The sequence below is a fragment of the Lysinibacillus louembei genome (assembly GCF_033880585.1).
GTDB lineage: Bacteria > Bacillota > Bacilli > Bacillales_A > Planococcaceae > Metasolibacillus > Metasolibacillus louembei.
The window spans coordinates 3,322,711-3,346,795 of the sequence record NZ_CP137624.1 but is presented as its reverse complement, the minus strand read 5'-3'; the positions used below and the strand labels follow the sequence as shown (position 1 = coordinate 3,346,795).

Genomic DNA, 24,085 nt, shown 5'->3' with positions numbered 1-24,085 from the left:
AAGTGATCAAATAGGCTCGGGAAGTGATCAAATAGATTCAAAAAGTGATCAAATAAGACAAGAAATCGCTCATAAACTTTTACCACATATGTAGCATAAGCATAACTCACGCATACAATGTGGAAAAACAAAGAAAGAGTTGGTTTTCTTGTCTTTTACATTTCCAATTACAACGCAAACGCATACTGTGCAGAAATCGCCACAGCAAATTATTTACTACCCTCAGGCTGTACAAATGCACAATCCGTCATTGCAATTTTTTATTAACCAAACGATTGCACATGAAACACAGCAGCTTATCAACAAACAAGCGGGAGATTTGCCGTCCACGATTGAGCAAATGCTTGGCACATATGAGCTGAAAAATAATCAACGTGATGTGTTTAGCTTAACGCTATCAAACTACGTTTATTTTTATCATGCAGCACATGGAATGACATACGTGCAACCATTGACATTTGACTTGAAAAAGGGGCAGCTGTGCCAGCTAAAGGACTTATTTAAGCCTGATAGCGCTTATGTAAGTGTTTTATCGAAGCATGTGCAGGCGCAAATTAAAGAGCGTGATATCCCAACTATAGAGCCATTTACGGCAATTGAGCCGAATCAATTTTTCTATATTGCGGACAAAACGCTCGTTTTATTTTTCCAATTATATGACTTAGCACCGTATTATTATGGCTTGCCAATGTTCCCAATTTCGGTGTACGACATTGAAGATATCATCGTAGAGGATGGGCCACTTGGGCGAATGATAGCAGGGAATTAATGCTCCTTCGCCTTGTGCCAGCCTTTGTAGATATCGATACAAGCTGTAATAATGATTATGATGATTGTCGCAAAAATAATAGCGCTAATTCCTTGCTCTATTTTTGCGGGTGCTGTCTGCATAATAGTAGCTAAATAGGGGGCTAGCTCGTTATTGATTAGATTATCATGACTAATAATAATGATACTGATAATCGTTGTAATAAGCTTAACGATAAGATTGGCAATGGCTATATTCATCGTCCATGCGCGCTGCTTGAGTTTATATAAAAGCAGCGCTATTTCTAGTGCTACAGCAAGCAATAAAAGTGGCAGACAGGCAAGCAATGTTTGCTGCTGGAAAATAGGTGTCATTAACAATAAATGATCGCCTTCAGCTTTTTGATAAACACCGATAAAATGCTCCGCTGTTAAGTAACCAGCTGTTAAAATAACAATCCAAACGGCTTCCACTACTATTTCACCAATAGAAATACGTTTGCTATCAGGAATAATTTGTACAGCATGTAATGCATCAATTGTCCATTCCTCACCATGCTGTATTTTTTTTACACCACTGCGCTCTAAAATAACAAAGGTAATCGTAATCCAAAATAAAACTTGTAGTGCCACACCAATTAAGCCTGGAATGCTGAAGCTAATAAATTCCAACAGCATTGTCAACATAACTTGCTCCCCATCTAGCAAGGAAAAGCTTTGAATCGCCTGAACAACAAGCGCAATAACGAGCGCCCAAGGCAATACGAGTTTGATTGTATCGATATATGAATCATAAAGTGAGGGACCAATTAAATAGCGTTCCTCGTCTCGGTAATTTGCTGCAAAATCAGCAGGGTTGCCGAGCTTCTCTAAAACAATCTGCACATCTTCACTCGTATAATTTATTGGTAGCATATCCTCAATTGTTGATGTAAGCTCAAGCGCTATATCATGTCGAGCTTTTTTAGGTAATCTGCGTGTTACTTCATATACATAAGCCTCAATTAACCTCATGATTGATGTCCTCCCTGTAGTAAAGTAGTTAATTCAGTAGCTAAAGTGAGCCATTCTAGCTTTAGCTGTTCGAAAATTTCACGACCATAGTCGCTAATCACGTAATATTTACGTGGTCTGCTTTCACTTGTATCCCAACTGCTCGTCACCAGTTCTTGCTTTTCTAAGCGTCTTAATAAAGGATACAGCGTATTTTGTTCAATGCTAACACCTGCTTGCTCCAGCCGTTCAACAAGTGAATAACCGTACTGAGGTGTTTCGAGCTGACTTAACACAGCTAATGTCAACGTCCCGCGTCTTAATTCTGTTGTAAAAGACTCGATTAATGAGCTCATCTTATCAACTCCTTATATACTGTGTATAATACAGTATAGTATGGTGTACGTCAATGTGTGATTCTTTACAAAATAAAAATCGCACGGAATATTCCATTCCATGCGATCTATTTACTTTCTTACAACAAAGATTAAATGTCGCCCACAATCCCTTTGCTGGCGGTAGGAGAAGCCTTGTTCCGCATCGTATGTACAAGTGCGGTCAATTTGTATATTTTCAAGTGGCACACCAGATAGCAATAGTTGCTGCTGCACTGTCAATTGATTATCGATATGGTATTTCTGTGTTGGCTCATGGAAGTAGCTGAAATCATCCGCATAGCCAAGCGCTTGAAATTGCTCGTAAACATCCGCATCGACCTCAAAGCGTTGCTGGCTTAGCGCCATACCGATTTGTATACGCAAATCAGATGGATTGTTGCCCTCTGCGATTAATTGCTGTAGCAGCTTCACAGTAATTTCTTTCACTGTCCCTTGCCAGCCGCTATGAATAACAGCACAAAGCCCCGTAACTTCATTTGTAATAATGACAGGTACACAATCGGCTGTGAAAATCGACAGCACAATGCCTCGCTCATATGTATAAAGAGCGTCGGTTTCTGGAATGGCTGAAGCTTGACTGTCTGCACCGTTACCTTTTTGCTGTGTGGTAATCTTTTGGAAGGTCGCACTATGTGTTTGCTGTGGACAAACAAAATCTTGTATAGCATAGCCGATTTCTGCTGCTAAGCGTTGCCGATTAGTCAGTACCGCTTGCGGGTTATCCGTTGTGTAAAATGCCATATTATTCAATTCTTCATGGCTATCCTTTAATGTTATACCAGCTAAAAACTGCTCGTTATTTATATAAAATTGTATCATCGTAATGTCACCCCTTATATTTAGTGTAATGAAAATGATAAGTGATGACTAGTTATTTTTATCATTCAATCAATCAAATCTAGCTAATAAAAGTAGGAAAAGTCGCAAATAAAACAGAGAAGTTGCCAATAAATCAAAGAAAACCGCAAATAAAATAGAGAAGTCGCAAATAAATTGAGAAAAACGCCAATAAACTAGAGAAAGTCGCAAATAAATCGAGAGAACCGCAAATAAAATAGAGAAGTCGCAAATAAATCGAGAGAACCGCAAATAAAATAGAGAAGTCACAAATAAATTGAGAAAAATGCCAATAAACTAGGGAAAGTCGCAAATAAATCGAGAGAACCGCAAATAAAATAGAGAAGTCGCAAATAAATTGAGAAAAACGCCAATAAACTAGAGAAAGCCGCAAATAAATTGAGAAAACCGCCAATAAACTAGAGAAAGTCGCAAATAAATCGAGAGAACCGCAAATAAACTAGAGAAAGCCGCAAATAAATTGAGAAAACCGCCAATAAACTAGAGAAAACCGCAAATAAAACAGAGAAGTCGCAAATAAATCAAGAAAACCGAACTATGAAAGAGCATTTTGCAATGGTCTCTTCAATAGTTCAGCTTTTGATTAATGCCTGAGCTTTTCTTAGTTTTCTACAGTCATATTCTTTTTAGCTAATTGGGCTGTTGCAGCATCATAGCTGTTTTTAATTAAATGCTCCAATATGTTTTCTTTTGTAATAATAGGCATCATAATTTTGACGATAGCTGCCTGATCTTCAACAAACTTGCGTACTGCATCTTCCTCTTTTGTGTGCATTTCAAAATAGCTGCGTTGGCGATTGCGAATAATAATATCCTGACGCGCCTCTGCAATTAAAATGTCAGCGAGCCATTGATTTAAAGCCTCTGCAAGATAGATCGCTGTTGCAAAGTGTAGCTCGGCAGCTGCATCTGGATATGTTTTAATAAATTTAAAATAATGATCATTTCTTAATTCATTTAAAATAATAAAATTGCTAGAATAATAGAGCGTTTTTTCAGCCGCTTCCAAAATATTATATTCATCGGGCTGAAGCAATAGCCAAATATTAAATGCACTGATGCAAACATCATTAGGCGTTACGATGCCTATTTGCGGAACTGTGTGAAATTGCGAAAATTGATTTGCTAATGCTTTGAATTCATTGACTAATACGTCATCTTTTAAAAATAATAAGCTTTTCTCTGCTGTAATGGTCTCAAACAACCTTCCTCACCTCGCTCCACTTACTAATCTTTACCACTATTGTATCGTTTCCAATTTTTAATGCAATATATTTATCTACAATCAGTAGAAAACTCCTAGCATGATGACATACTTTCGTGAAAATGCGAAAAGCTGTCAGAAAAGTCCTGCATAAGCATGCTTCTCTGACAGCCTGTTATTTATCATGATTCAGTAGAAAACGATTCCCTTCACTCAATGAATGTTCAAACACCTACTGAATTCTAATAAAGCTTAAGCATCGATTAATTGTTTAGTTGAAGAAGGTGTGTCATAAACCTCTTTATCAAGCTCTCCCGTCACACGAGCTGTTGTTACACCTGCTGTCATAGAGCCGCTAACATTCAATGCTGTACGTCCCATATCGATTAATGGCTCCACAGAAATTAATACTCCTGCCAGGGCAATCGGTAAATCAAGAGCAGATAGCACTAAAATAGCTGCGAATGTTGCACCACCACCAACACCTGCTACACCGAATGAGCTAATCGCAACGACAATAATAACGGTTGCAATAAAGCTAGGACTTAATGGATTAATGCCGACAGTTGGGGCAATCATAACCGCAAGCATAGCAGGGTAGACACCTGCACAGCCATTTTGCCCAATCGATAAGCCAAATGAAGCGGAGAAATTGGCAATCCCTTCAGGTACACCTAGACGCGATGTTTGTGTTTGAATATTTAATGGTAAAGCACCTGCACTTGTACGTGAAGTAAAGGCAAACAATAATGTTTCAGCTGATTTTTTCACATATGTGACAGGATTTAAGCCTGTTAATGTAATGATAAGTAAATGAATGATAAAGACAACAAGCAGTGCAACATATGATGCAATAACGAACTTTCCTAAATTATAAATTGCACCATAATCACTTGTTGCTACTGTACGTGCCATAATCGCTAAAATGCCATATGGTGTTAAGCGAAGCACAATGCGTACAACCCCCATAATTAAGGCATAAATTGCGTCAATGCCTTTTTTTATCGTTGCGGCCATTTCCTGCTCTTTACGTGCAACAGATAAATAAGCGAAGCCTAAAAATGCTGAGAAAATAACAACAGCAATTGTTGAAGTGGAGCGAGCCCCTGTTAAATCAGCAAATGGATTCGCTGGGAATAACTCGATAATTTGCTGTGGTAATGATGCCGCAGCTAATGTTTCAGAGCGCTCTACTAACGCTTCACCGCGAGCCAGCTCTTCATCACCTTGTAAAATTTGTGTTGCATCTAAATCAAAAATAGCTGTTGTTGTAATGCCGATTGCAGCCGAAATAGCTGTTGTACCAATTAAAATGGCTAAAATTAAAGCTGCCATTTTACCGAAGTTTTTGCCTACCTTCATTTTCGTAAAGGCAACTAAGATGGAAATGAACACAAGTGGCATTGCAATCATTTGTAATAGCTTCACATAGCCTGTGCCGATAATGTTGTACCAAGGTACCGTGTTAGTAAGCTCCTCAGCGCCAGCGCCATAAATAAATTGCAGTGCAGCCCCTAATAAAATACCTAAGCCTAATGCGATAAAGACGCGTGTTGAAAATTTAACATGTTTTTTCTTTAAGGCATATAAAACACCGATAAAAGCAATAAGTACGATGACATTCAATAATACGATGAAATCCATAAATGATATCCTCCTAGATAAGTAGTTAGCATATTGTATTCTATTCTTATAAAACATATTAGTCAAGTAGGTATTTAAATTTTATTAAAAAAATTTCGCACCAATCATGTATACTAAGAACATAGGGAGTGAATAGTATTGAAGCTTGAGCAATTATTTTATCGTGGACAGCTCCATGCATGCTTTCAATTGGCACAACAACAAGCTGCCTCACCATTTGCACAGCAGGTGATTGCCCTATATGAGCGCTATCAGCTAGGCGATATTCCTGGTTATACAGCATATGGACTGCAATCGCTTGAACGAGCAGATGAAACGTATGTGGAGCAGGATGAGGTATTAGCCATTCGTACAATAAAAGATGAACAGCAATTTGCAGTGCGTACACGCCAGCTAGAGGAAATAGCGCGTACAGGTACTGATGAGGAGCGAGCACAGTCATTTTTTACACAGGCACAGCTGTTTTTATATGCACATCACTATAATGAAAGTGTGCATTGTTTCCTACAGGCTGTCAAATGCCAGCCGAATAAGGCACTATATTACGGATTAGCCGCACAAACGATGCAACGTTTAGACTATACGCCGTTTGAAATATTAGGCTACTTAGAGCGAGCTATTGATTTGGATGATAAAAATGCCCGCTGGTATTGGAATCGAGCCCTTGTTTTAATGGAGCTCTACAAAGACTTGCAGCAGGATGCTTTTTTAGAGCAGGCACTCATTGCATTAGAGCAGGCGCAAAGCTCTTGCCGTACAGAGCAAAAATCGCTAAGAGCTGCCATTGAAAATACAGTGGAAAACATGAGAGAATATATTTTTTGAATAAAAGGAGTGTCAAATAGAGTGAAAACACAGCAAGAAATCAACAGTTATATTGAGCAATTAATGTTTTTGCTAACAGAAAAAGCAAATGCGGCACAATTTGAAAAAACGATTAAGCAAAATCTCGCAACAAAAAAACAATCGGCAACAGATGAGCAAGACTTTTTTGATCGCCTAATGTTAAACATCACCTATTTTGTCGAAAATAAAGCAGCATGGGTCAAAATTTTAAAGGATACATATGGACAAAGAAAGGTGCCAGCCATTTCGTACATTGAAAGTGAATCGCTTGCACAGCAAATGCGCATTCGCCAATTTGTATCAGAAAAAATGGATGATTATACGAAAATGTTCCATAGTCAATATAAAGCGCTAAACGTGACAGAAGAGGCGGTTGTTTATGATTATGCATATGCCTCTGTGGAGCATGCACTACGCTTTGACTTTTTAACCTATTTAACAATGCAGCCACAGGCAAGCACCATCCTAGATGGAGACTTTGAGGAAACATTGCGCATAATAGAAGGCTACATTGCCTATTATGCAGATCAATTTGTTAATCAAATGGAATTAATGGAATAGGAGAGCATCATCATGAAATCACCGTATATATTTACACATAAAGCGCCAAAGGAAGCAGGCGAAAAGCCAGCCATCTTTTTATTGCATGGTCTAGGAAGCAACGAGCAGGATTTATTACAGCTTGTAGAGGAGCTACCGTTCGATTGTCACATTTTTAGTTTACGTGGACCGATTGAACATCCGCCAGGCTATGCCTTTTATACATTTGAAGAGGAGGGACAGCCCAATCAAGCCATTTTTGATCAAGTGGTGCAATTTACAAAGCTCTTTATTGAAGAAGCAATTGCTGAGTTTGCGTTGAAACAGGACGAGCTCTATGTGATAGGCTTTAATCAAGGGGCGGCGATTGCACAAGCATTGACTGTTATTATGGCAGAAACATTGCGCGGTGCTGTGGCATTAAGTGGCTTTACTCCACAATTTGTAATAGATGAATACCGCAAGCTGCCGCTTAGCAATGTGCGTATGTTTATTGGGCATGGTGAATATGACTATGTTTATCCACTTGCATGGAGCAAGGCGAGCGCAGCGTTTTTTGAGGAATACGGCGCGCATGTGACATTTAAAACATATCCAGATGGACACGGTGTCACACCAGATGAGCTAAAAGATTTAATGGCGTGGTTTGCATGAGCTGTCTAGGATGCCGACTAGCCAATCAACAGGCAATGGTTTATGCCGTCTTTGAGGACGAGCATGTTTGCTGTATTTTAGACCGTGATCCTTATAATGAAGGACATGTATTAATTTTGCCCAAAAAGCATGTGCGCTATTTGGATAAGTTAGATGCTGTAACCGCAAATGCAGTAATGACAGCAGCACAGCTTGTATCAAAAACAATCAAAGCATTATTCCAGCCTGATGGTATCACCATCTGTCAAAATGGAGGTGCTTTTGACGATTTAGGGCATTTTCACCTGCATGTTATACCAAGATATGAAGGGCAAAGCTTTGCAGATTTTTTCTTAGATGATGAAGCGCCTGCTATAGATGGAGCTGCATTAGAGGAAACAAAGAGAAAGATGGTAAAAGTGATAGAAGATATAGCTTGAAAATTGTATAGATAAAGATATTACTTTTAGTAGAGCACTAGGTTGTTAAGTCACAATGATCGCAGAAGGAACGAATTGCTCCTTCTGCAAAGGAGACCTATACTATTAAATATCGGTATGATGTGAGATGCAATATATAAAATTGCTCTACTCAGACCACATAGAGGTGATTGAAAATGGAGCAGTTAAAACAAGCGATTATGAATTTGCTACAGCAGTATTATACATATCGTGAAACGCCGAATTTCTTTAGACAAGAAGCTAAAATTGTTGAATGTCTGAACGACAGTGTGAAGGACGTACATGCCCAAATTCCATTGTCTCCTGAATTAATATATTTTTATTCACATTTTAAAATGAATGGACCTATTCGTCAGGATGGTCATCAATTACATAGGATAAGCATCGACATTGGCAGTGGCAACCTTTATTTAAGTGAGCCTGCTAATTTATATCGTCGACAATTAGGCTTTCGCTGGGTTGGTAGTAGCGCTCCGTATGAAGAAAACCCTATGTGGAATGCTTCTTGGGTAGTGATAGCAGATAAGGATGATGATCCAATTATTGTGGATACAAGTCAAAGAAATTCACCAGTGTTAGCGAGCTACGATGCGAGCGAAGTATTTTCCATAGCGGATTCGTTAGCGCAATTTTTTGCGGCGATTACTGTTGTACTGAAAGTGTTTCATGAGCGCTTTGCAGGAGAAATAATGGATGAAGAGACTTGTGAGATTGAGGGAGAATTTCTTAGTGTGCTAACGGAAGAACTAATGAACGTATTAAACAACCAGGAGCATGTCCAGCATTTGATAGATTATCTATATGGCTAAGTAAATATCATATTTCCTCCAACATTTGCGTAAGATGAGGGTAAGCAAGTCCATTACGCGGTCATTGGAGGAGATGTATGCGCATTGATGACGAGCTGTTAGAAAGGCTCGGTGTGTATTTTGTCTATCATGAGATTTATAATCAATATGGCATTACATTTGAGAGCTTTGTGGACAGGTGGTTGCGCGGAATATTGGACATATAAAAAGCTGTCGGGGTGAAATCCGACAGCTTTTGAGGTTATTCAAAGTTTTTGCGAATCCAGTCATTTGCTTCAAGCCAGTTGTTGACACGAATGACTTTCTTCGGTGTGGCAAGCCTATTGTAAGGTGTATCGAATAAAATAACAGGGATGTCTAATTCCTCTGCTAGCATTACCGCATTGTCATGTTTGTCTTCAAAGAAGGCATCAACAGCATGCTGTTTAGCTGCTGCTAATTTATTATGACTGCCAATCAGTTCGATATAGTCATATGGAACTTGATGCTCATCAAACCAATGTTTTGTAATATCTAAAACACTTTCGCCGCGCGCTGAAATATAAAACAATTCGTAGCGATTTTGCCAATCGTTTAAAATGGCTTGCGCATTGTCTGCTAATTTACTTGCCGCATAAAGACGGGGCTCATTCGTTGTAAACCAGTTGGCAAACTCTGTGCGATCAACAGGGTGCGGGAAGGCACTTAAAAAATCATATTCTACGACATCATCGAGTGTAATATTGACATTATACGCCTCGTTAATATGTGGAATCAGCGTTGCTGGGCAAGTTACTGTGCCATCGATATCAATGCCGAACCTTGCTTTTTTGTTCATCATTGTGCTTGAGCCGCTTCCTCAGCTGCACGTTTTTCTAGCATTTCAGCAGCCAATTTATCAATTTCCTTTTTCAGTTCCTCAACCATTGTTTCCTCAGGTACTTTACGAACGGTTTTGCCCTTCATAAACAATAAGCCTTCGCCACGTGCACCTGCGATGCCGATATCCGCCTCACGTGCTTCACCAGGACCATTTACCGCACAGCCAAGCACGGCTACCTTTAATGGTACGCTTAGCTTTGAAATATACTCCTCAACCTCATTGGCAATTGAAATTAAGTCGATTTCAATACGGCCACATGTTGGGCATGAAATTAATGTCGCCATGTTGGAAGCTAGACCGAATGACTTTAATAGCTCACGTGCTACTTTTATTTCCTCCACAGGGTCTGCTGACAGCGAAATGCGTAATGTATTGCCGATTCCTTTAGATAAAATCGCACCAAGACCTGCTGCGGATTTAACTGTACCTGCAAACAATGTCCCAGACTCCGTAATCCCTAAATGCAATGGATAATCGAATGCTTTAGATGCTTTTTCATAGGCTTCAATTGCTAGATTTACATCAGAAGCCTTCATGGACACGATAATATCATGGAAATCCAAGTCTTCTAAAATTTTAATATGATGTAATGCAGATTCAACCATCCCGTCAGCTGTAGGGTAGCCGTACTTCTCTAAAATATGGCGCTCTAATGAACCTGCGTTGACACCAATACGAATAGGAATATTTTTTGCCTTAGCTGCATTGACAACCGCTTCTACTTTTTCACGGCGTCCAATATTACCTGGGTTAATACGCACTTTATCAATGCCGTTTTCAATTGCTTTTAATGCGAGTTTATAGTCAAAATGAATATCTGCAACAAGCGGAATATTGATACGCTTTTTAATGTCAGCAATGGCATCCGCTGCGCGCTCATCTGGAACAGCGACACGCACGATTTGACAGCCTGCCTCCTCTAAGCGCAAAATTTCTGCTACTGTTGCTTCCACATCATGTGTTTTTGTTGTACACATACTTTGGATAAATAATTCATTGCTGCCACCAATTGTTAAGTTTCCTACGCGTACAGGGCGTGTATTGGAACGGTGAACGATTTCACTCATGTAAATTCTCTCCTTCGATTGTTTCCGAGTTTTTAAATAAGACGCAATGACCTACTTTGATGTTGCCATTGCTACTCGAAAAATGCTCTCACTGTCATTATTTTAGCAGTGAACATAAGAGAGAACAAGGAATTAGCGTATTTTAAAAGCATTTATTTTCTATTTGCTTGCGAATCGGTAGTTTGACAAATTCACCTACTACAAGTGATTGCTGCTGTAAATGGGGATTTGCCTTATAAAATTCAGCAAGACGCTCAGGAAAAGGAGCCGTTGTAGGTGTTGCTGCAAATAGACTATGCACGGTATCACTTTGCTGTACACGAACGCCGATATGCTGCCATTCATACGTAATTTGCTCCTCGCAAATCTCCTCTGCATAAAAGGAGGCGAGAGAAAGTGTTCCCTCCTGTAAATCTATTTTAATAACTGCGGCGATAATGAAAAAAAGTATGGTAAAAATAATGTAACGCATAAATATTCCTCCTAAAATAGAGTCACAATACTATTGAATGTCTAATTGGTGTATTCTATTCCTGAGCGTAGCTATTTATTAATTTTTGGAGGGAAATGTGAGATGCAACAATTACAGCAGCTTATTCAGGAGGCACAGCCATTTTATAAGAACGGACATGTGGCAACATATATACCAGCATTAAGCGAGGTGGACCCAAAGCTATTAGCGGTATCGTTAATCGATGGCAATGGGCATATTTTTCAGGAAGGGGATACGCAGCAATTTTTTACATTGCAAAGCATTTCAAAGGTTATTAGCTTTATTTTTGTTTGTGCAACTTACGGCACTGAGCATGTGCTGCAATATGTGGATGTAGAGCCAACTGGTGATCCATTTAATTCCATTATTCGCTTGGAAAGTCATCAACCAGGCAAGCCTTTTAACCCAATGATTAATGCAGGGGCAATTACCATTTCGTCAATGCTCCCAGGTGGAACAGTGGATGAAAAGGTGCACAATTTGCAAAGCTTTATAGCAAAAATGGTTGGTGTGCACTGTGAGGTAAGTGATGAAGTTTTTACATCTGAATGGGAGACAGCTTATCGCAATCGTGCAATTGCTTATTATTTAAAAGCAAATGGCTACTTGCAAGGTGATGTGGAGGTCGCACTGGAAGCTTATTTAAAGCAATGTGCATTGCTTGTAGATGTGCAGCAGCTCGCCACGATTGCCTTAGTCATTGCGAATGATGGCTATCATCCGTTAACAAAGGAGCAGCTGTTCGATGCGAAAATAGCAAAAATGGCGAAGGCTTTGATGCTAACTTGTGGCATGTATAATGCTTCAGGAAAATTTGCGGCATTTGTTGGGCTGCCAGCGAAAAGCGGTGTGTCAGGAGGCATTTTATGTCTTGCAATGGATGCACAAATTGAGGAATTACAAGGTACGATAGGGATTGGTATTTTCGGTCCAGCCATTGATGAGGTCGGCAATAGCGTAGCAGGGATGAAGTTTTTAGAGCAATTGTCAAGGCAGTATCAGCTCAGCATTTTTTAATGAGGAAAAGGCAGTCGATAAAGTGCGACTGCCTAAGCCTGAGGCATTTTCGGATAGCTTTTTAATGCCATGAATAAAATGCTCATTGTAACAATGATAAATAGCAAAATGGAGATTGTCGATGAGATAGCAAAAAGGCTTAAAATAATTGATAAGATGACTTCCCATGTAATGGCAAAGGTAGCTGTTCGCCAAACTTGTCGATATTCGCCACGGCGTTTCATCGGCTTTAAAAATAGCTGACCGACATAAGCATAAACGCTAATTTTAGCAAATAAAATAAGGGTGTTCATGACGAATAAAAAAACGATAGAAATGGCATAAACAAGCCACTTTAAGTCACTTGCAAATTCCTCTATTTCCTTGTAGGCAAAAATTTGACTAGCTTCATTATTGAAAAATTTGCCGAGTGAAAAAACAGTCATTGCGGTGATGAGTAAAAAGGCATATTGAATCACTTTGCCAATCGGCATAATTCTATAAGCGGCAAGCTTTTTTGGCTCGTATAGGCTAGCAAGAAAAAGCTGTGAATGTTTTAATTTCATATGTATCTTCTCCTCCACAAGACAGTTTATCATGAAAGTGAAGGCATGTCGCTTTGAAACTTTTTTGTTTGGTGGGACGTACATAGTAGGCAAAGGAGTGGACTTTTATGGATATTATTGCATGGATATTAATTATTGCCTGTTTTGTTATTAGCTTTGTCGGTTTAGTTTATCCAATTATCCCATCCGTATTATTTATTGCGGCAGGCTTTCTTATTTATGGATTGTTTTACACATTCGCACTACCTTGGTGGTTCTGGGTGATTGAAGTGTTGTTCGTTGTATTATTGTTTGCAGCGGATACGATTGCCAATTTAGTTGGTGTCAAAAAATTCGGTGGCTCAAAGGCGGGCATGTGGGGAAGTACCATTGGGCTGTTGATTGGACCATTCGTCATCCCATTAGCAGGTATTTTAATTGGGCCATTTTTAGGTGCCGTTATTGCGGAATTACTTGTTGAAAGAACAACAATTAAGCAGGCGGTTCGCACAGGGGTAGGCTCTGTTGTTGGATTTTTAACATCTGTTGCAGCAAAGGGAACGATTCAAGCAGTTATGATCCTTGTCTTTGTTATTGCGATTTAGTTTCCGTCAAAAGACCGAAATATGTGTTCTGGAGTTTTTTTCGTTGAAGGACTGTACCAATTTTGATAATCTTATACATGAACAAAGATTTTTTAACTTCGAGGAGGAATTTACAATGGCTTACGAACTACCGAAATTACCTTACGCATACGATGCATTAGAACCGCATATTGATGCACGCACAATGGAAATCCATCATTCAAAACATCACCAAACTTACATTACAAATGTAAACGCTGCATTAGAAGGTACAGAGTTTGCAGATAAAGATGTAAACGAGCTAATCGCTAACCTAGATGCACTACCAGCTGACAAACAAACAGCTGTACGCAACAACGGTGGTGGACATGCTAACCATACATTATTCTGGGAAGTAATCGCTCCAGGCGGTTCAAATACACCAGTTGGTGAAGTAGCAGCAGCAATCGATGCGAAATTCGGTTCATTTGATGCGTTCAAAGAAGAGTTCGCAAAAGCAGCTACAACTCGCTTCGGCTCAGGCTGGGCTTGGTTAATCGTTGATGGTGACGGCGTTGCTGTAACATCTACACCAAACCAAGATTCACCTGTAATGGAAGGCAAAACACCAATCCTAGGCTTAGACGTTTGGGAGCACGCTTACTACTTAAACTACCAAAACCGTCGTCCAGACTACATCGGCGCGTTCTGGAACGTTGTAAACTGGGATGTAGTAGAAGCTAAATTCCAAGCAGCGAAATAATATAGGCTGCCCTTCGATATTTTGAAGAGCATATAGAAAGAATCAGAAATATACCATTTTGGTATGCTTCTGATTCTTTTTTTGTAGATTTGTTTAAGTTAGTATTTCTTATTTACAATGAATTTTAGTAAAACGCCGATATATTTCAAATTTCGCCGATATATCCTGAAAAGTCACCGATATATTTCAAAAAACGCCGATATATGATAAAAAGCCGCTGATATTTTATGAATGTGGTGAATTTCTCTTCATTTCCTTCGCAACTGCGTGTGCACCAGCATCTCGTTCTTGCTCCAGCTTGTTGGTAATTTCTGCGTAGTCATCTGCTGTGCGGTTTTGGCTCATTTTGTATGCGGCTTGTATTTCCTCTATTTTAATTTGAATGCCAACAATGCCCTTTAGCTCACGCTCTAATAATTCAGGTGATAACGTTTCCCATAAAACAGGACGTTCGCGATGCCCTTCATATTTAACAAGCAATGCAGCTAAGTCCTTCTCTAATGCTTCGCCTGAGAAGGTTGTTGCCTGCCCATAAATGTGGACAGCTTGATAATTCCATGTTGGTACATTTTCTTTTTCGTACCATGATGAGGAGATGTAAGCATGCGGTCCTTGAAACATAACAAGCACCTGCTCCAATCCTTGTAACGAGCGCCAAATGGGATTGCCATAAGCGACATGTCCTGTTAAGTAATGACCGTCCTCTTTCTCTACAAGCTGTAAAGGTAGGTGAACGGCCATCGGTCTGTTGTTACGCATAGAGACGAGTGTTGCAAAGCTGTTATACTGAATAAATTGCTGAATTTCTTGGCTATTTGTCACTTTAAAATATTTTGGAATATACATCATAGCCCTCCTTTTATTTTCATTGTAAATGTTTACATTTAACCTCACAACATGTAGATTAGAAATAACTTAGTGTGGCGAAATAATCGCATCGAAAGGAAAGTGGTTGCATGACAAATGATAAAATAGCCCCTTACCTGCACTCAGAAACTGCACAGCAGCAGCTTTATAAACGAACATTAATCGTTATTTTATGCTCGCAAATTTTTGGTGGTGCAGGGTTAGCAGCAGGAATAACAGTAGGGGCCTTATTGGCGAAGGATATGTTAGGCACAGATAGTGTAACAGGTTTACCAGCGGCCTTGTTTACATTAGGCTCAGCTTTAGCAGCCTATATTGTAGGGCGTGTGTCGCAAAAATATGGCAGACGCTATGGCTTAGCCTCTGGATTTTTTGTAGGAAGTATAGGGGCAATTGGTGTAGTGATAGCAGGAGCAATGGATAATATTGCGCTATTATTTATTGCGCTGTTCCTTTATGGTGCAGGCACAGCGACGAATTTACAGGCACGCTATGCAGGAACCGATTTAGCAACTAGTAAGCAGCGGGCAACGGCAACAAGCATTGCACTTGTTGCGACAACCTTTGGTGCGGTAGCAGGACCTAATTTAGCGACGACTATGGGCAAGGTGGCAGAAAGCTTTACATTGCCAACATTAGTAGGACCATTTATTTTAGCGGCAGTAGCCTATGCATTAGCTGGTACAGTGCTCTTCGTCTTTTTACGACCTGACCCATTGCTTGTAGCGCGAGCCATTGCAATACATCAAACCGCAGCTGAAACAGTAAATGCGGAAGGCGCGGTAGATAAGCGCCAGCTAATGCGCATGGGGATTATGGTAGGGGCGATTGTGTTAGTGTTATCACAAGTCATTATGACATCCATTATGACGATGACACCTGTCCATATGCTAGGGCATGGTAGCCATTTAAACGCAGTTGGTATTGTTATTGGCCTACACGTAGCAGCGATGTATTTGCCCTCTTTAGGTACAGGCGTACTTGTAGATAAAGTGGGAAGAGTTGCTGTGGCACTTGCGGCTAGTGTGACATTAGCGATTGCTGGCATATGTGCCGCCTTTGCGCCAGGTGATTCCTTACTATGGCTAGTCGTGGCACTAATGCTACTGGGACTTGGCTGGAATTTTGGCTTAATTAGTGGAACTGCTATTATTATTGATTCAACAACAATACATAATCGAGCAAAGGTGCAGGGCTCTGTTGATGTTGCAGTAGCATTAGGTGGCTCCTTCGGAAGCGTTGTTTCAGGGGTTGTCGTAGCCTTTTCTAGCTATGCAACGCTTGGCTTTATTGGGATGAGCTTTGCGCTCTTTGTTATTCCTGTTGTATTATGGGGATATAAAGCGAATCGAGCGCTTTAGAAAATGTCGTGCTTTAATTTTAATGGAGAAGAGGGATGAAGTATGGGAAGAACTGTTCATTTTGAAATTCATGTTAGCGATATGGAAAGAGCGAAAACGTTTTATGGTGAGGTGTTTGGCTGGTCGTTTCAAGATTGGAGCGATTACGCGGGAATGCCTTATTTTGGAGCTGTAACAGGCAGCGATGATGAAATGGGTATTAATGGTGCATTAATGCAGCGTCAAGGTGCTGAGCCACAGGCAAATCAAGCGGTCAATGGCTATATTAGCACGATGGGTGTTGCAGATTATGATGCGACAGAGGCGAAAATTTTAGCGTATGGTGGTAAAGTTGCAAAGGCAAAGCACGCTTTACCAGGAATGGCTTGGCAAGGGTATTATCTGGATACAGAGGGCAATATATTTGGCATTCATCAGCCTGATGAAAATGCAAAATAGTAAGGCAAAATATGCGGGTGTTTGGAAGGGGTTTATCTTTCTAAACACCCGCAACTTTTTTTCGGCGTTGTCGTCACAAAATAGCGGCTTTATCTTTTTTCTAACGCATACAGGTGGTATACTAAATGTCATGGATTACAAGGAGAGGAGGCGCTTCATATGCGAAAGGTGCAAAAAAATAAAAATAATCAAAACCCAAAAGCCAAGCAGCGAGCAAAGCTTACATTTCGAATGAATGTCCTTTTCTTTTCAATTTTTGTTTTATTTTCTACGCTTATTTTCCGACTAGGTTATTTACAAATTGTGAAAGGTGAAGAATATGTGCGCAAAATTGAGCAAAAAGAGGAAGTACGGGTCAATACTAGTGTGCCCCGAGGGCGAATTTATGACCGCTATGGACGTATTTTAGTAGATAATCAGCCAGAAAATGCGATTACATATACACGAATGCAGACGACAACGCAAAAAGAAATGCTGGAAATTGCGATTGAGCTAGCGAAGTTAATTGAGCAGCCAACAGATCGTGTAACACAGCGTGACAAGCTCGATTTTTGGATTTTATTAAAAAATAAAGAGGCGTTGGCAAAAGTTACAGAAGCGGAAATGAAAGAGTACCGCGCTCAAAATGAAGGCATTGAAGAAAAGCTAGTCAATGCGGAAATGGATCGCCGTATTCGTGAGCGTATTACAGATGAAGAATTAGCGCAGCTTACAGACTTCGATTTAGAGGTGCTAGCCATCTACCGAGAGATGATGTCAGGCTATAATTTATCGCCGCAAATTATTAAGAGTGAAAATGTCACAGATGATGAATTTGCACGTGTTTCTGAGCGTCTAGCTGATTTGCCAGGTGTCAATACGACAACGGACTGGAAGCGTGTCAGACTATCGCCATTTGCACTGTTAGGTCGTACAACAGTACCTAGCAAGGGGATTCCTAAAAATAAGCTTGATTTTTATTTAGCGCGCGAGTATTCACGGAATGACCGCGTTGGGGAAAGTTATTTTGAGGCACAATACGAGGAAATATTGCAAGGTGAAAAATCTGTCGTTAAAAACCTGACGAACAAAAAAGGGCAAGTTGTGGAAACACAAACGACATACCCTGGTGAGCCTGGCAAAGATTTAGTATCAACAATTGATATAGATTTGCAGGCAGAGGCGGAGCGTGTCGTTGAAAAATACTTGCTAGAATTAAAGGGGCTTGGTTCTTCAAGTCTGCTAGACCGCGCATTTTTCGTTATGATGAACCCAAATACTGGCGAAATATTATCCATTGTTGGCAAAAAAATCGAGAAGGACCCTGAAACAGGTGAAAGCTATATTGTTGACTACTCATATGGGGCATTTACAACAGCCTATGAGGTAGGCTCTAGCATTAAAGCAGCAACTGTTTTAACAGGCTATTCTGAGGGTGTTATTAAGCCAGGCTCAGAAATGATGGATGAGCCAATCAAGCTTTTAAGCACAGACCCAAAAAGCTCCATTTTCAACCGCAGCGGACGCATTTGGATGAATGATTTAAAAGCATTAGAGCGTTCCTCCAACTCCTATATGTTTAAAATTGCCTTAGGTATTGGAGGAACAGGTTATTCCTATAATATGGGTTTACGATTGCGTGATGATACACTACAAAGAATGCGCAATGGCTACTCACAATTCGGCTTAGGCGTGCCAACAGGCATTGATTTACCTGGTGAATTTGCAGGGTATCAAGGGGTAATGGATACGCCAGGTAAAATTCTTGACTTAGCGATTGGGCAATTTGATACGTACACGCCATTGCAGCTAGCACAATATATTTCTACTGTTGCCAATGGTGGTTACCGCATTCAGCCACGTATGCTGAAGGAAATTCGCAAGCCTTCTGCTGATGGAGAAACACTAGGGGCACTTGTACAGGAGGTAGAGCCAAAAATTTTGAATCGCATTTCTAATACAGATGCAGAAATTGAGCATGTTAAAAAGGGCTTGAGACAAGTTTATGTGGGCTCACAAGGTACTGCCTATCGCTCGTTCCATGATGCACCATATACAGCAGCAGGAAAAACAGGTACTGCTGAGGTAGTATATTATGGTCCACAAACTGACAAGTATAGAACGAATACAACGACATTAACACATGTTGGCTTTGCACCATATGAAAATCCGCAAATCGCTTATGCGGTAGTTATACCATGGGTGACAACAGACTTCAGCCGAAGCTTAATACAAAATAATGAGATTGCACGTGAAATGGTAGATTATTATTTTGAGCTACAAAAAAAATATGAGCAAAATGGCATGTCTGAAAGCTTAACGACACAAAAAATTCTACCGCCGTTTTCTGAGGAACGTCTGGATGAAGATGAGGAGCACACTACGGCAACTGAATAATGTGTGAAGCGAGGGAGTTTGAAAAGGTGAAGCTTTTTTGAACTCCCTCTATTATATAGAAAGAAAGGATTTTACGATGCGAAAAACTTTATATCATATTATCGTATTTTTAGGAGCGATTAGTAATGCTTTTATGATGGCACGCTTAAATGTTTCCCCTGTCATATTAATTACAACAACGGTTGTCTATGTTGTTGTATTAGAGGCTTTATTTCTATTTTTAGAGCCGCGCTTAGCTATTGCTGCACGCAAACGGAATTTAACAACATATCCATTTTTAAAAGATTTAATTGATGCCAAAAAGGCGACAGTTACATTAAAGACAGGCGAAATCATTTACAATGCTTCATTTAATGGCTATAGCAGTCCAAAAGATGCTGCTAAAATTAAACTTGATATTACGCAGCCGAAAACGAAAAAACAGCCTGAGAAGATAGAAACGCGAGAGCTGTTATTAATACATATTAAAGGCGTAAAAAAAATACTATAGGAGGGGGGAGGGAGCATATTGAAGAAAAAGCTTCTATATAGCGGTATTATCGTAATACTTCTATTAATTATCGCGTATTTTGGGGTAGGTAACTATTTTTATAATTATGCCTTAAATGCACAGGATGAAAAAGAATTTATGGAAGATAACCCAAACTTAGAGGATAGCCCATTTATTAATGCGGAAGCAGAGGCACAATCTGTTCAGCTAGATGATGATTTTAAGGCAGCGGTTCAAGCAGAAAAGTGGAAGATTGAGTCGAATGATAAGCTAAATTTGAAATTGCAAGGAAATGTCTATTTACAAGACAGTCAGCATAAATGGGCAATTGTCTTACATGGCTATACGAGTAGCTCTGCTAAAATGACGAGATGGATTCGTAATTTTTATGAGCAAGGCTTTAATGTGTTAGCGCCCGATTTACGTGGACATGGTGAAAGTGAAGGCGAATATATCGGCATGGGCTGGCATGATCGCTTCGATGTTTTGCAGTGGATTGATGAGGTGCTTGCGCAAGATCCTGAGGCTGAAATCGTTTTGTTCGGCGTATCAATGGGTGGAGCAACAGCGATGATGACGGCTGGTGAAAGCTTGCCTGAAAATGTCAAGGTCATCGTTGAAGATTGTGGCTATAGCTCAGTTAGTGGCGTTTTCGTTTATCAGCTTGATGATTTATTTGGCTTACCAGAATTCCCAGTGCTGCATGCAGCAAATACAGTAACAAAAATGCGGGCAGGCTACAGCATTTATGAGGCTTCGGCAGTAGAGCAGGTGAAGAAAAGCACAACGCCGATGCTCTTTATTCATGGTGATGCCGATACGTTTGTCCCATTTGAAATGCTACAGGAGGTATACGATGCAGCTTCTGTTGAAAAGGACATGCTAATTGTCGAAAACGCTGCACATGGTGATGCAGTGAAAGTAGACCCAGAGACCTATTGGCAAACGGTATGGACATTTATAGGGAAATATATTTAATAACACTCTATTTTTCAAACAATTTTGTAAATTTGATAGAAAATGATGAATAGTAAGCTAAAAGGCTCCACTACACAAATTCCTTTGTATAGTGGAGTTTTTTCTATTTACAAAACATCTACACTACTTTACATAGGCTTAACATTCTATTTAAATTCACTCAACAAATAGCCTTTATAGTTATCATTGTAACAACAAATGACTATGAAAGTTATTGGAGGACTAAACAAATGAGTAAATGGAAGTACGCAGGCAAGGCAGCAGTATTAAGTGCAGCATTATTATTAGCAGCATGTGGTGGAGAAGACGCAGAAAAAGATGGAGCAGCAACACCGAACAATGATCAATCAGAAGTTTCAGGTGCAGAAGCTGGCGACGTACAATTAACTGGAGTTGTTGCTGGTGATGGTTCATCAACAGTTGCCCCAATTACTGAAGCACTTGTTGAGGAGTACGCTGCAGTACAAGGGAAAGTACAAGTATCTGTAGGGGTTTCTGGTACTGGTGGAGGTTTTGAAAAGTTCATTAATGGTGAAACAGACTTCTCAAATGCATCACGTCCAATTAAAGATGAGGAAGTTGAAAAATTAACAGCAGCAGGTATTGACTATACAGAGCTTGCTATAGCATATGACGGATTATCTGTTGTAATCCACCCAGAAAATACTTGGGCTAAGGACTTAACAGTAGATCAATTAAAAAAATTATGGATTGAAGATGGCACAACGAAAAAATGGTCTGATATCGATCCATCATGGCCAGCAGAGGAAATTGTATTCTATGCACCAGGCACAGATTCTGGTACGTATGACTACTTTGATGAAGTCATTTTAGATGGGGAAGATTTAGTAAAAACAGCGACATTATCAGAAGATGATAATGTATTAGTACAAGGTGTTTCAGCAGATAAAAATGCAATTGCATTCTTCGGCTATGCGTACTATGTAGCAAATGAAGGTAAATTACAGGCTGTAGCAGTAAATGGCGTAGAGCCGAATAGCGAGACAATTGAGTCTGGTGAATATGCACCATTATCACGTCCTCTATACGTTTACGTGAAAAATGAAGCAATGGCGAACAACGAAGCAGCTTATGACTTCCTTCGCTTTACATTAGAGAATGCGGGCGATATGGCTGAGGAAACAGGCTATGTGCGTTTACCAGCGGAAGAATATACAAAAGGTTTAGCAGCATTAGAAGCATTAAAAAAGTAATGCATTAATCTGGAATGTGTGCTTTATGCACACATTCTTTCCTTAAACGGAAAGGAGTTTATCGACAAATGGCCGGAAAAGCAAGTGAGCAATCCATACAACAAATGATTGCAAAATCCCGTGCACGAAAGGGAAAGAAAATAATAGAAAAAACAATGCCGAAATTGCTTTTTATTGCAGCAGCATTATCTGTATTAACAACGTTTGGGATTGTTTTTACACTTATTTTTGAAACGTTTGAGTTTTTTCAGAGAGTATCAATAACAGATTATTTATTCGGAACAGAATGGCTACCATTCTCAGGTAAAGAGCCTTTATATGGAATTTTACCACTCGTTTTCGGAACATTAAAAGTTACTGGCATCGCTGTATTAGTAGCAGTACCATTCGGTCTTGGGGCAGCCATTTATTTGAGTGAGTATGCATCAGATAAAACACGTCGCATCGTGAAGCCTATTTTAGAAGTACTTGCGGGTGTACCAACAATTGTCTATGGCTTTTTCGCCTTAACGTTTGTGACACCGATTTTACAGCAATTGATACCGTCGCTGAAAATATTCAATGCGCTCAGTCCCGGGATTGTTGTAGGGATTATGGTCTTGCCAATGATTGCATCACTATCAGAGGATGCGATGAGCTCTGTGCCAAACTCCATTCGTGAGGGGGCACTTGGACTTGGCGCAACAAAGTTTGAAGTAGCGATTAAAGTAGTGCTACCAGCCGCTTTATCAGGAATTATCGCCTCTGTTGTATTAGCGATTTCACGTGCAATCGGGGAAACAATGATTGTATCACTTGCAGGTGGTTCAACACCGAAATTTGATTTTGCTGTAACTGATTCAATTCAAACGATGACAGCATATATCGTGCAAGTATCAACAGGTGATGCTGGATATGGAACAACGATTTACTATTCAATTTATGCAGTAGGCTTCACACTATTTATTTTCACCTTAATTATGAACCTACTTGCACAATATATTTCAAAACGTTTCAGAGAGGAGTATTAATATGAAATATTTAAATGATACTGCTGTCATGAAGCGCATGAATTTACGCTTAAAAATGAATAAAGTGTGGAAAGCGATCTTTATCGTCGCAACGACCTTTGCGTTAATTACACTGCTTATTTTATTAGTACGTATTTTTTCACAGGGTTTAAGCCATTTGAATTTAAATTTTTTATCAAACTTCGCCTCACGTGTGCCTGAAAAAGCAGGGATTAAGGCAGCGCTGATTGGTTCATTATGGTTAATGGCGGTAGTTGCGCCAGTTTCAATTTTGTTAGGTGTAAGCTCTGCTATTTATTTAGAGGAATATGCGAAAAAAAATCGCTTCAACGATTTTATTCGTATTAATATTTCAAACTTAGCTGGTGTTCCTTCTATCGTTTTTGGTTTACTTGGCTTAACGATTTTTGTACGTATGTTAGATTTAGGAAAAAGTATTTTAGCAGCAGGCTTTACGATGAGTTTACTAATTTTGCCAATCATTATCGTATCAGCGCAGGAGGCAATTCGAGCTGTACCACAGGAGCAGCGTGAAGCTTCATACGGTATGGGTGCAACGAAATGGCAAACGATTGTCAAGGTTGTCTTGCCAGCAGCGATTCCAGGAATTTTAACAGGTAGTATTTTAGCGCTATCTCGTGCAATTGGTGAAACAGCACCATTAGTTGTTATCGGTATTCCTGTTATTCTACAGTTCTTGCCTGAGAATTTATTAAGCACATTTACCGCATTACCGATGCAGATTTTCGATTGGGCAAAGCGTCCGCAAGAGGAATTCCAGTACGTTGCAGCAGCAGGCATTATCGTCTTAATGACATTGCTCGTATTTATGAATTCAATTGCCATTTATATTCGCAATAAATTCCAAAAGCGTTATTAACGGAGGGACATTATGATACAAGTTCAAGAGCAGACGTCAAAGGTGCAGC

General features: G+C 39.8%; 28 protein-coding genes. 18 read left to right on the top strand and 10 right to left on the bottom strand.

Features of this window, described 5'->3' with window-relative positions:
• The first annotated feature begins 148 nt into the window (after positions 1-148).
• Positions 149-769 (top strand): DUF3298 and DUF4163 domain-containing protein, encoded by a 621-nt coding sequence (locus tag R6U77_RS16705; protein WP_319836519.1) that lies wholly within the window; start codon positions 149-151, stop codon positions 767-769.
• On the opposite strand, the gene R6U77_RS16700 is transcribed toward R6U77_RS16705, so the two are convergent.
• The 5 genes from R6U77_RS16700 to R6U77_RS16680 form a co-directional block, all read right to left on the bottom strand.
• Positions 766-1,761, bottom strand: coding sequence for a hypothetical protein (locus R6U77_RS16700; protein WP_319836518.1), 996 nt, complete (start codon positions 1,759-1,761; stop codon positions 766-768). The two genes, R6U77_RS16705 and R6U77_RS16700, sit on opposite strands and share 4 nt — an antisense overlap.
• A complete protein-coding gene (locus tag R6U77_RS16695) occupies positions 1,758-2,096 on the bottom strand; it encodes a PadR family transcriptional regulator (RefSeq protein WP_293920232.1) in 339 nt (112 codons plus the stop codon). Before R6U77_RS16695 ends, R6U77_RS16700 begins: the two co-directional genes overlap by 4 nt.
• Before the next feature lie 111 nt (positions 2,097-2,207).
• Positions 2,208-2,957, bottom strand: coding sequence for a peptidoglycan editing factor PgeF (pgeF, locus tag R6U77_RS16690; RefSeq protein WP_319836517.1), 750 nt, complete (start codon positions 2,955-2,957; stop codon positions 2,208-2,210).
• A gap of 640 nt (positions 2,958-3,597) precedes the next feature.
• The gene (locus R6U77_RS16685; protein WP_319836516.1) at positions 3,598-4,200 is read right to left on the bottom strand and encodes a hypothetical protein; all 603 of its coding nucleotides are present in this window, start codon (positions 4,198-4,200) and stop codon (positions 3,598-3,600) included.
• Positions 4,201-4,452: 252 nt separating this feature from the next.
• Positions 4,453-5,844 carry an L-cystine transporter gene (locus R6U77_RS16680; RefSeq protein ID WP_293920224.1) on the bottom strand — a complete coding sequence of 464 codons (1,392 nt, stop codon included), beginning with the start codon at positions 5,842-5,844 and terminating at the stop codon, positions 4,453-4,455.
• Positions 5,845-5,982: 138 nt separating this feature from the next.
• Here R6U77_RS16680 and R6U77_RS16675 point away from each other — a divergent pair, with 138 nt between their 5' ends.
• The 6 genes from R6U77_RS16675 (at position 5,983) to R6U77_RS16650 (ending at position 9,339) form a co-directional block, all read left to right on the top strand.
• On the top strand, positions 5,983-6,669 hold the full coding sequence (locus tag R6U77_RS16675; protein ID WP_319836515.1) for a tetratricopeptide repeat protein: 687 nt from the start codon (positions 5,983-5,985) through the stop codon (positions 6,667-6,669).
• Between the two features lie 21 nt (positions 6,670-6,690).
• Entirely contained in the window at positions 6,691-7,251 is a 561-nt protein-coding gene (locus R6U77_RS16670) for a DNA helicase (RefSeq protein ID WP_319836514.1), read from the top strand.
• Positions 7,252-7,263: 12 nt separating this feature from the next.
• Positions 7,264-7,884: an alpha/beta hydrolase gene (locus R6U77_RS16665; protein WP_319836513.1), complete on the top strand. Its 621-nt coding sequence runs from the start codon at positions 7,264-7,266 to the stop codon at positions 7,882-7,884.
• Positions 7,881-8,303 carry an HIT family protein gene (locus R6U77_RS16660; RefSeq protein WP_319836512.1) on the top strand — a complete coding sequence of 141 codons (423 nt, stop codon included), beginning with the start codon at positions 7,881-7,883 and terminating at the stop codon, positions 8,301-8,303. Before R6U77_RS16665 ends, R6U77_RS16660 begins: the two co-directional genes overlap by 4 nt.
• 176 nt (positions 8,304-8,479) lie before the next feature.
• On the top strand, positions 8,480-9,133 hold the full coding sequence (locus tag R6U77_RS16655) for a hypothetical protein (RefSeq protein ID WP_319836511.1): 654 nt from the start codon (positions 8,480-8,482) through the stop codon (positions 9,131-9,133).
• A 77-nt stretch (positions 9,134-9,210) separates the two neighbouring features.
• Entirely contained in the window at positions 9,211-9,339 is a 129-nt protein-coding gene (locus R6U77_RS16650) for a hypothetical protein (protein ID WP_268807852.1), read from the top strand.
• A 35-nt stretch (positions 9,340-9,374) separates the two neighbouring features.
• Here the strand turns inward: R6U77_RS16650 and R6U77_RS16645 are convergent, their stop codons facing one another.
• The 3 genes from R6U77_RS16645 to R6U77_RS16635 all read right to left on the bottom strand — a co-directional run bounded on the left by R6U77_RS16645 (position 9,375) and on the right by R6U77_RS16635 (position 11,534).
• Entirely contained in the window at positions 9,375-9,953 is a 579-nt protein-coding gene (locus R6U77_RS16645; protein WP_319836510.1) for a hypothetical protein, read from the bottom strand.
• A complete protein-coding gene (gene ispG, locus R6U77_RS16640) occupies positions 9,950-11,062 on the bottom strand; it encodes a flavodoxin-dependent (E)-4-hydroxy-3-methylbut-2-enyl-diphosphate synthase (RefSeq protein ID WP_293920203.1) in 1,113 nt (370 codons plus the stop codon). Before ispG ends, R6U77_RS16645 begins: the two co-directional genes overlap by 4 nt.
• Before the next feature lie 142 nt (positions 11,063-11,204).
• Positions 11,205-11,534 carry a hypothetical protein gene (locus R6U77_RS16635; RefSeq protein ID WP_293920201.1) on the bottom strand — a complete coding sequence of 110 codons (330 nt, stop codon included), beginning with the start codon at positions 11,532-11,534 and terminating at the stop codon, positions 11,205-11,207.
• Positions 11,535-11,636: 102 nt separating this feature from the next.
• Between R6U77_RS16635 and glsA the strand changes: the two genes are divergently transcribed.
• The gene (glsA, locus tag R6U77_RS16630; RefSeq protein ID WP_319836509.1) at positions 11,637-12,572 is read left to right on the top strand and encodes a glutaminase A; all 936 of its coding nucleotides are present in this window, start codon (positions 11,637-11,639) and stop codon (positions 12,570-12,572) included.
• A gap of 32 nt (positions 12,573-12,604) precedes the next feature.
• On the opposite strand, the gene R6U77_RS16625 is transcribed toward glsA, so the two are convergent.
• Complete coding sequence (locus R6U77_RS16625; RefSeq protein WP_319836508.1) at positions 12,605-13,117, bottom strand: DUF1189 family protein; 513 nt, start codon at positions 13,115-13,117, stop codon at positions 12,605-12,607.
• Between the two features lie 107 nt (positions 13,118-13,224).
• On the opposite strand from R6U77_RS16625, the gene R6U77_RS16620 reads away from it, so the two are divergent.
• Both R6U77_RS16620 and R6U77_RS16615 read left to right on the top strand, forming a co-directional pair.
• Positions 13,225-13,701 carry a DUF456 domain-containing protein gene (locus R6U77_RS16620; RefSeq protein ID WP_319836507.1) on the top strand — a complete coding sequence of 159 codons (477 nt, stop codon included), beginning with the start codon at positions 13,225-13,227 and terminating at the stop codon, positions 13,699-13,701.
• Positions 13,702-13,816: 115 nt separating this feature from the next.
• Positions 13,817-14,422: a superoxide dismutase gene (locus R6U77_RS16615; protein ID WP_293920195.1), complete on the top strand. Its 606-nt coding sequence runs from the start codon at positions 13,817-13,819 to the stop codon at positions 14,420-14,422.
• A 225-nt stretch (positions 14,423-14,647) separates the two neighbouring features.
• On the opposite strand, the gene R6U77_RS16610 is transcribed toward R6U77_RS16615, so the two are convergent.
• On the bottom strand, positions 14,648-15,268 hold the full coding sequence (locus R6U77_RS16610; protein ID WP_319836506.1) for an FMN-binding negative transcriptional regulator: 621 nt from the start codon (positions 15,266-15,268) through the stop codon (positions 14,648-14,650).
• Between the two features lie 110 nt (positions 15,269-15,378).
• On the opposite strand from R6U77_RS16610, the gene R6U77_RS16605 reads away from it, so the two are divergent.
• From R6U77_RS16605 to pstA, 8 genes are all read left to right on the top strand, one after another.
• Positions 15,379-16,650 carry an MFS transporter gene (locus tag R6U77_RS16605; protein WP_319836505.1) on the top strand — a complete coding sequence of 424 codons (1,272 nt, stop codon included), beginning with the start codon at positions 15,379-15,381 and terminating at the stop codon, positions 16,648-16,650.
• A gap of 42 nt (positions 16,651-16,692) precedes the next feature.
• Positions 16,693-17,088 carry a VOC family protein gene (locus tag R6U77_RS16600; RefSeq protein ID WP_319836504.1) on the top strand — a complete coding sequence of 132 codons (396 nt, stop codon included), beginning with the start codon at positions 16,693-16,695 and terminating at the stop codon, positions 17,086-17,088.
• 159 nt (positions 17,089-17,247) lie between these two features.
• The gene (locus tag R6U77_RS16595) at positions 17,248-19,464 is read left to right on the top strand and encodes a peptidoglycan D,D-transpeptidase FtsI family protein (RefSeq protein ID WP_319836503.1); all 2,217 of its coding nucleotides are present in this window, start codon (positions 17,248-17,250) and stop codon (positions 19,462-19,464) included.
• Between the two features lie 76 nt (positions 19,465-19,540).
• Positions 19,541-19,954, top strand: coding sequence for a response regulator (locus tag R6U77_RS16590; RefSeq protein ID WP_319836502.1), 414 nt, complete (start codon positions 19,541-19,543; stop codon positions 19,952-19,954).
• Between the two features lie 138 nt (positions 19,955-20,092).
• Positions 20,093-20,932, top strand: coding sequence for an alpha/beta hydrolase (locus tag R6U77_RS16585; RefSeq protein ID WP_319838390.1), 840 nt, complete (start codon positions 20,093-20,095; stop codon positions 20,930-20,932).
• 230 nt (positions 20,933-21,162) lie between these two features.
• Positions 21,163-22,146: a PstS family phosphate ABC transporter substrate-binding protein gene (locus R6U77_RS16580; RefSeq protein WP_293920188.1), complete on the top strand. Its 984-nt coding sequence runs from the start codon at positions 21,163-21,165 to the stop codon at positions 22,144-22,146.
• Between the two features lie 68 nt (positions 22,147-22,214).
• The gene (gene pstC / locus R6U77_RS16575; RefSeq protein ID WP_293920186.1) at positions 22,215-23,156 is read left to right on the top strand and encodes a phosphate ABC transporter permease subunit PstC; all 942 of its coding nucleotides are present in this window, start codon (positions 22,215-22,217) and stop codon (positions 23,154-23,156) included.
• Position 23,157: 1 nt separating this feature from the next.
• Positions 23,158-24,036 carry a phosphate ABC transporter permease PstA gene (pstA, locus tag R6U77_RS16570; RefSeq protein ID WP_319836501.1) on the top strand — a complete coding sequence of 293 codons (879 nt, stop codon included), beginning with the start codon at positions 23,158-23,160 and terminating at the stop codon, positions 24,034-24,036.
• Positions 24,037-24,085 lie beyond the last annotated feature (49 nt).

What these genes read in the sequence shown, in the direction of transcription:
- ispG (WP_293920203.1), bottom strand. Translation starts at nt 11,062, where the DNA reads ATGAGTGAAATCGTTCACCGTTCCAATACACGCCCTGTACGCGTAGGA.
- R6U77_RS16635 (WP_293920201.1), bottom strand. Translation starts at nt 11,534, where the DNA reads ATGCGTTACATTATTTTTACCATACTTTTTTTCATTATCGCCGCAGTT.
- R6U77_RS16595 (WP_319836503.1), top strand. Translation starts at nt 17,248, where the DNA reads ATGCGAAAGGTGCAAAAAAATAAAAATAATCAAAACCCAAAAGCCAAG.
- R6U77_RS16665 (WP_319836513.1), top strand. Translation starts at nt 7,264, where the DNA reads ATGAAATCACCGTATATATTTACACATAAAGCGCCAAAGGAAGCAGGC.
- R6U77_RS16700 (WP_319836518.1), bottom strand. Translation starts at nt 1,761, where the DNA reads ATGAGGTTAATTGAGGCTTATGTATATGAAGTAACACGCAGATTACCT.
- R6U77_RS16695 (WP_293920232.1), bottom strand. Translation starts at nt 2,096, where the DNA reads ATGAGCTCATTAATCGAGTCTTTTACAACAGAATTAAGACGCGGGACG.
- pgeF (WP_319836517.1), bottom strand. Translation starts at nt 2,957, where the DNA reads ATGATACAATTTTATATAAATAACGAGCAGTTTTTAGCTGGTATAACA.
- R6U77_RS16610 (WP_319836506.1), bottom strand. Translation starts at nt 15,268, where the DNA reads ATGTATATTCCAAAATATTTTAAAGTGACAAATAGCCAAGAAATTCAG.
- R6U77_RS16625 (WP_319836508.1), bottom strand. Translation starts at nt 13,117, where the DNA reads ATGAAATTAAAACATTCACAGCTTTTTCTTGCTAGCCTATACGAGCCA.
- glsA (WP_319836509.1), top strand. Translation starts at nt 11,637, where the DNA reads ATGCAACAATTACAGCAGCTTATTCAGGAGGCACAGCCATTTTATAAG.
- R6U77_RS16590 (WP_319836502.1), top strand. Translation starts at nt 19,541, where the DNA reads ATGCGAAAAACTTTATATCATATTATCGTATTTTTAGGAGCGATTAGT.
- R6U77_RS16605 (WP_319836505.1), top strand. Translation starts at nt 15,379, where the DNA reads ATGACAAATGATAAAATAGCCCCTTACCTGCACTCAGAAACTGCACAG.
- pstC (WP_293920186.1), top strand. Translation starts at nt 22,215, where the DNA reads ATGGCCGGAAAAGCAAGTGAGCAATCCATACAACAAATGATTGCAAAA.
- R6U77_RS16645 (WP_319836510.1), bottom strand. Translation starts at nt 9,953, where the DNA reads ATGATGAACAAAAAAGCAAGGTTCGGCATTGATATCGATGGCACAGTA.
- R6U77_RS16660 (WP_319836512.1), top strand. Translation starts at nt 7,881, where the DNA reads ATGAGCTGTCTAGGATGCCGACTAGCCAATCAACAGGCAATGGTTTAT.
- R6U77_RS16650 (WP_268807852.1), top strand. Translation starts at nt 9,211, where the DNA reads ATGCGCATTGATGACGAGCTGTTAGAAAGGCTCGGTGTGTATTTTGTC.
- R6U77_RS16680 (WP_293920224.1), bottom strand. Translation starts at nt 5,844, where the DNA reads ATGGATTTCATCGTATTATTGAATGTCATCGTACTTATTGCTTTTATC.
- R6U77_RS16580 (WP_293920188.1), top strand. Translation starts at nt 21,163, where the DNA reads ATGAGTAAATGGAAGTACGCAGGCAAGGCAGCAGTATTAAGTGCAGCA.
- pstA (WP_319836501.1), top strand. Translation starts at nt 23,158, where the DNA reads ATGAAATATTTAAATGATACTGCTGTCATGAAGCGCATGAATTTACGC.
- R6U77_RS16615 (WP_293920195.1), top strand. Translation starts at nt 13,817, where the DNA reads ATGGCTTACGAACTACCGAAATTACCTTACGCATACGATGCATTAGAA.
- R6U77_RS16600 (WP_319836504.1), top strand. Translation starts at nt 16,693, where the DNA reads ATGGGAAGAACTGTTCATTTTGAAATTCATGTTAGCGATATGGAAAGA.
- R6U77_RS16620 (WP_319836507.1), top strand. Translation starts at nt 13,225, where the DNA reads ATGGATATTATTGCATGGATATTAATTATTGCCTGTTTTGTTATTAGC.
- R6U77_RS16655 (WP_319836511.1), top strand. Translation starts at nt 8,480, where the DNA reads ATGGAGCAGTTAAAACAAGCGATTATGAATTTGCTACAGCAGTATTAT.
- R6U77_RS16585 (WP_319838390.1), top strand. Translation starts at nt 20,093, where the DNA reads ATGGAAGATAACCCAAACTTAGAGGATAGCCCATTTATTAATGCGGAA.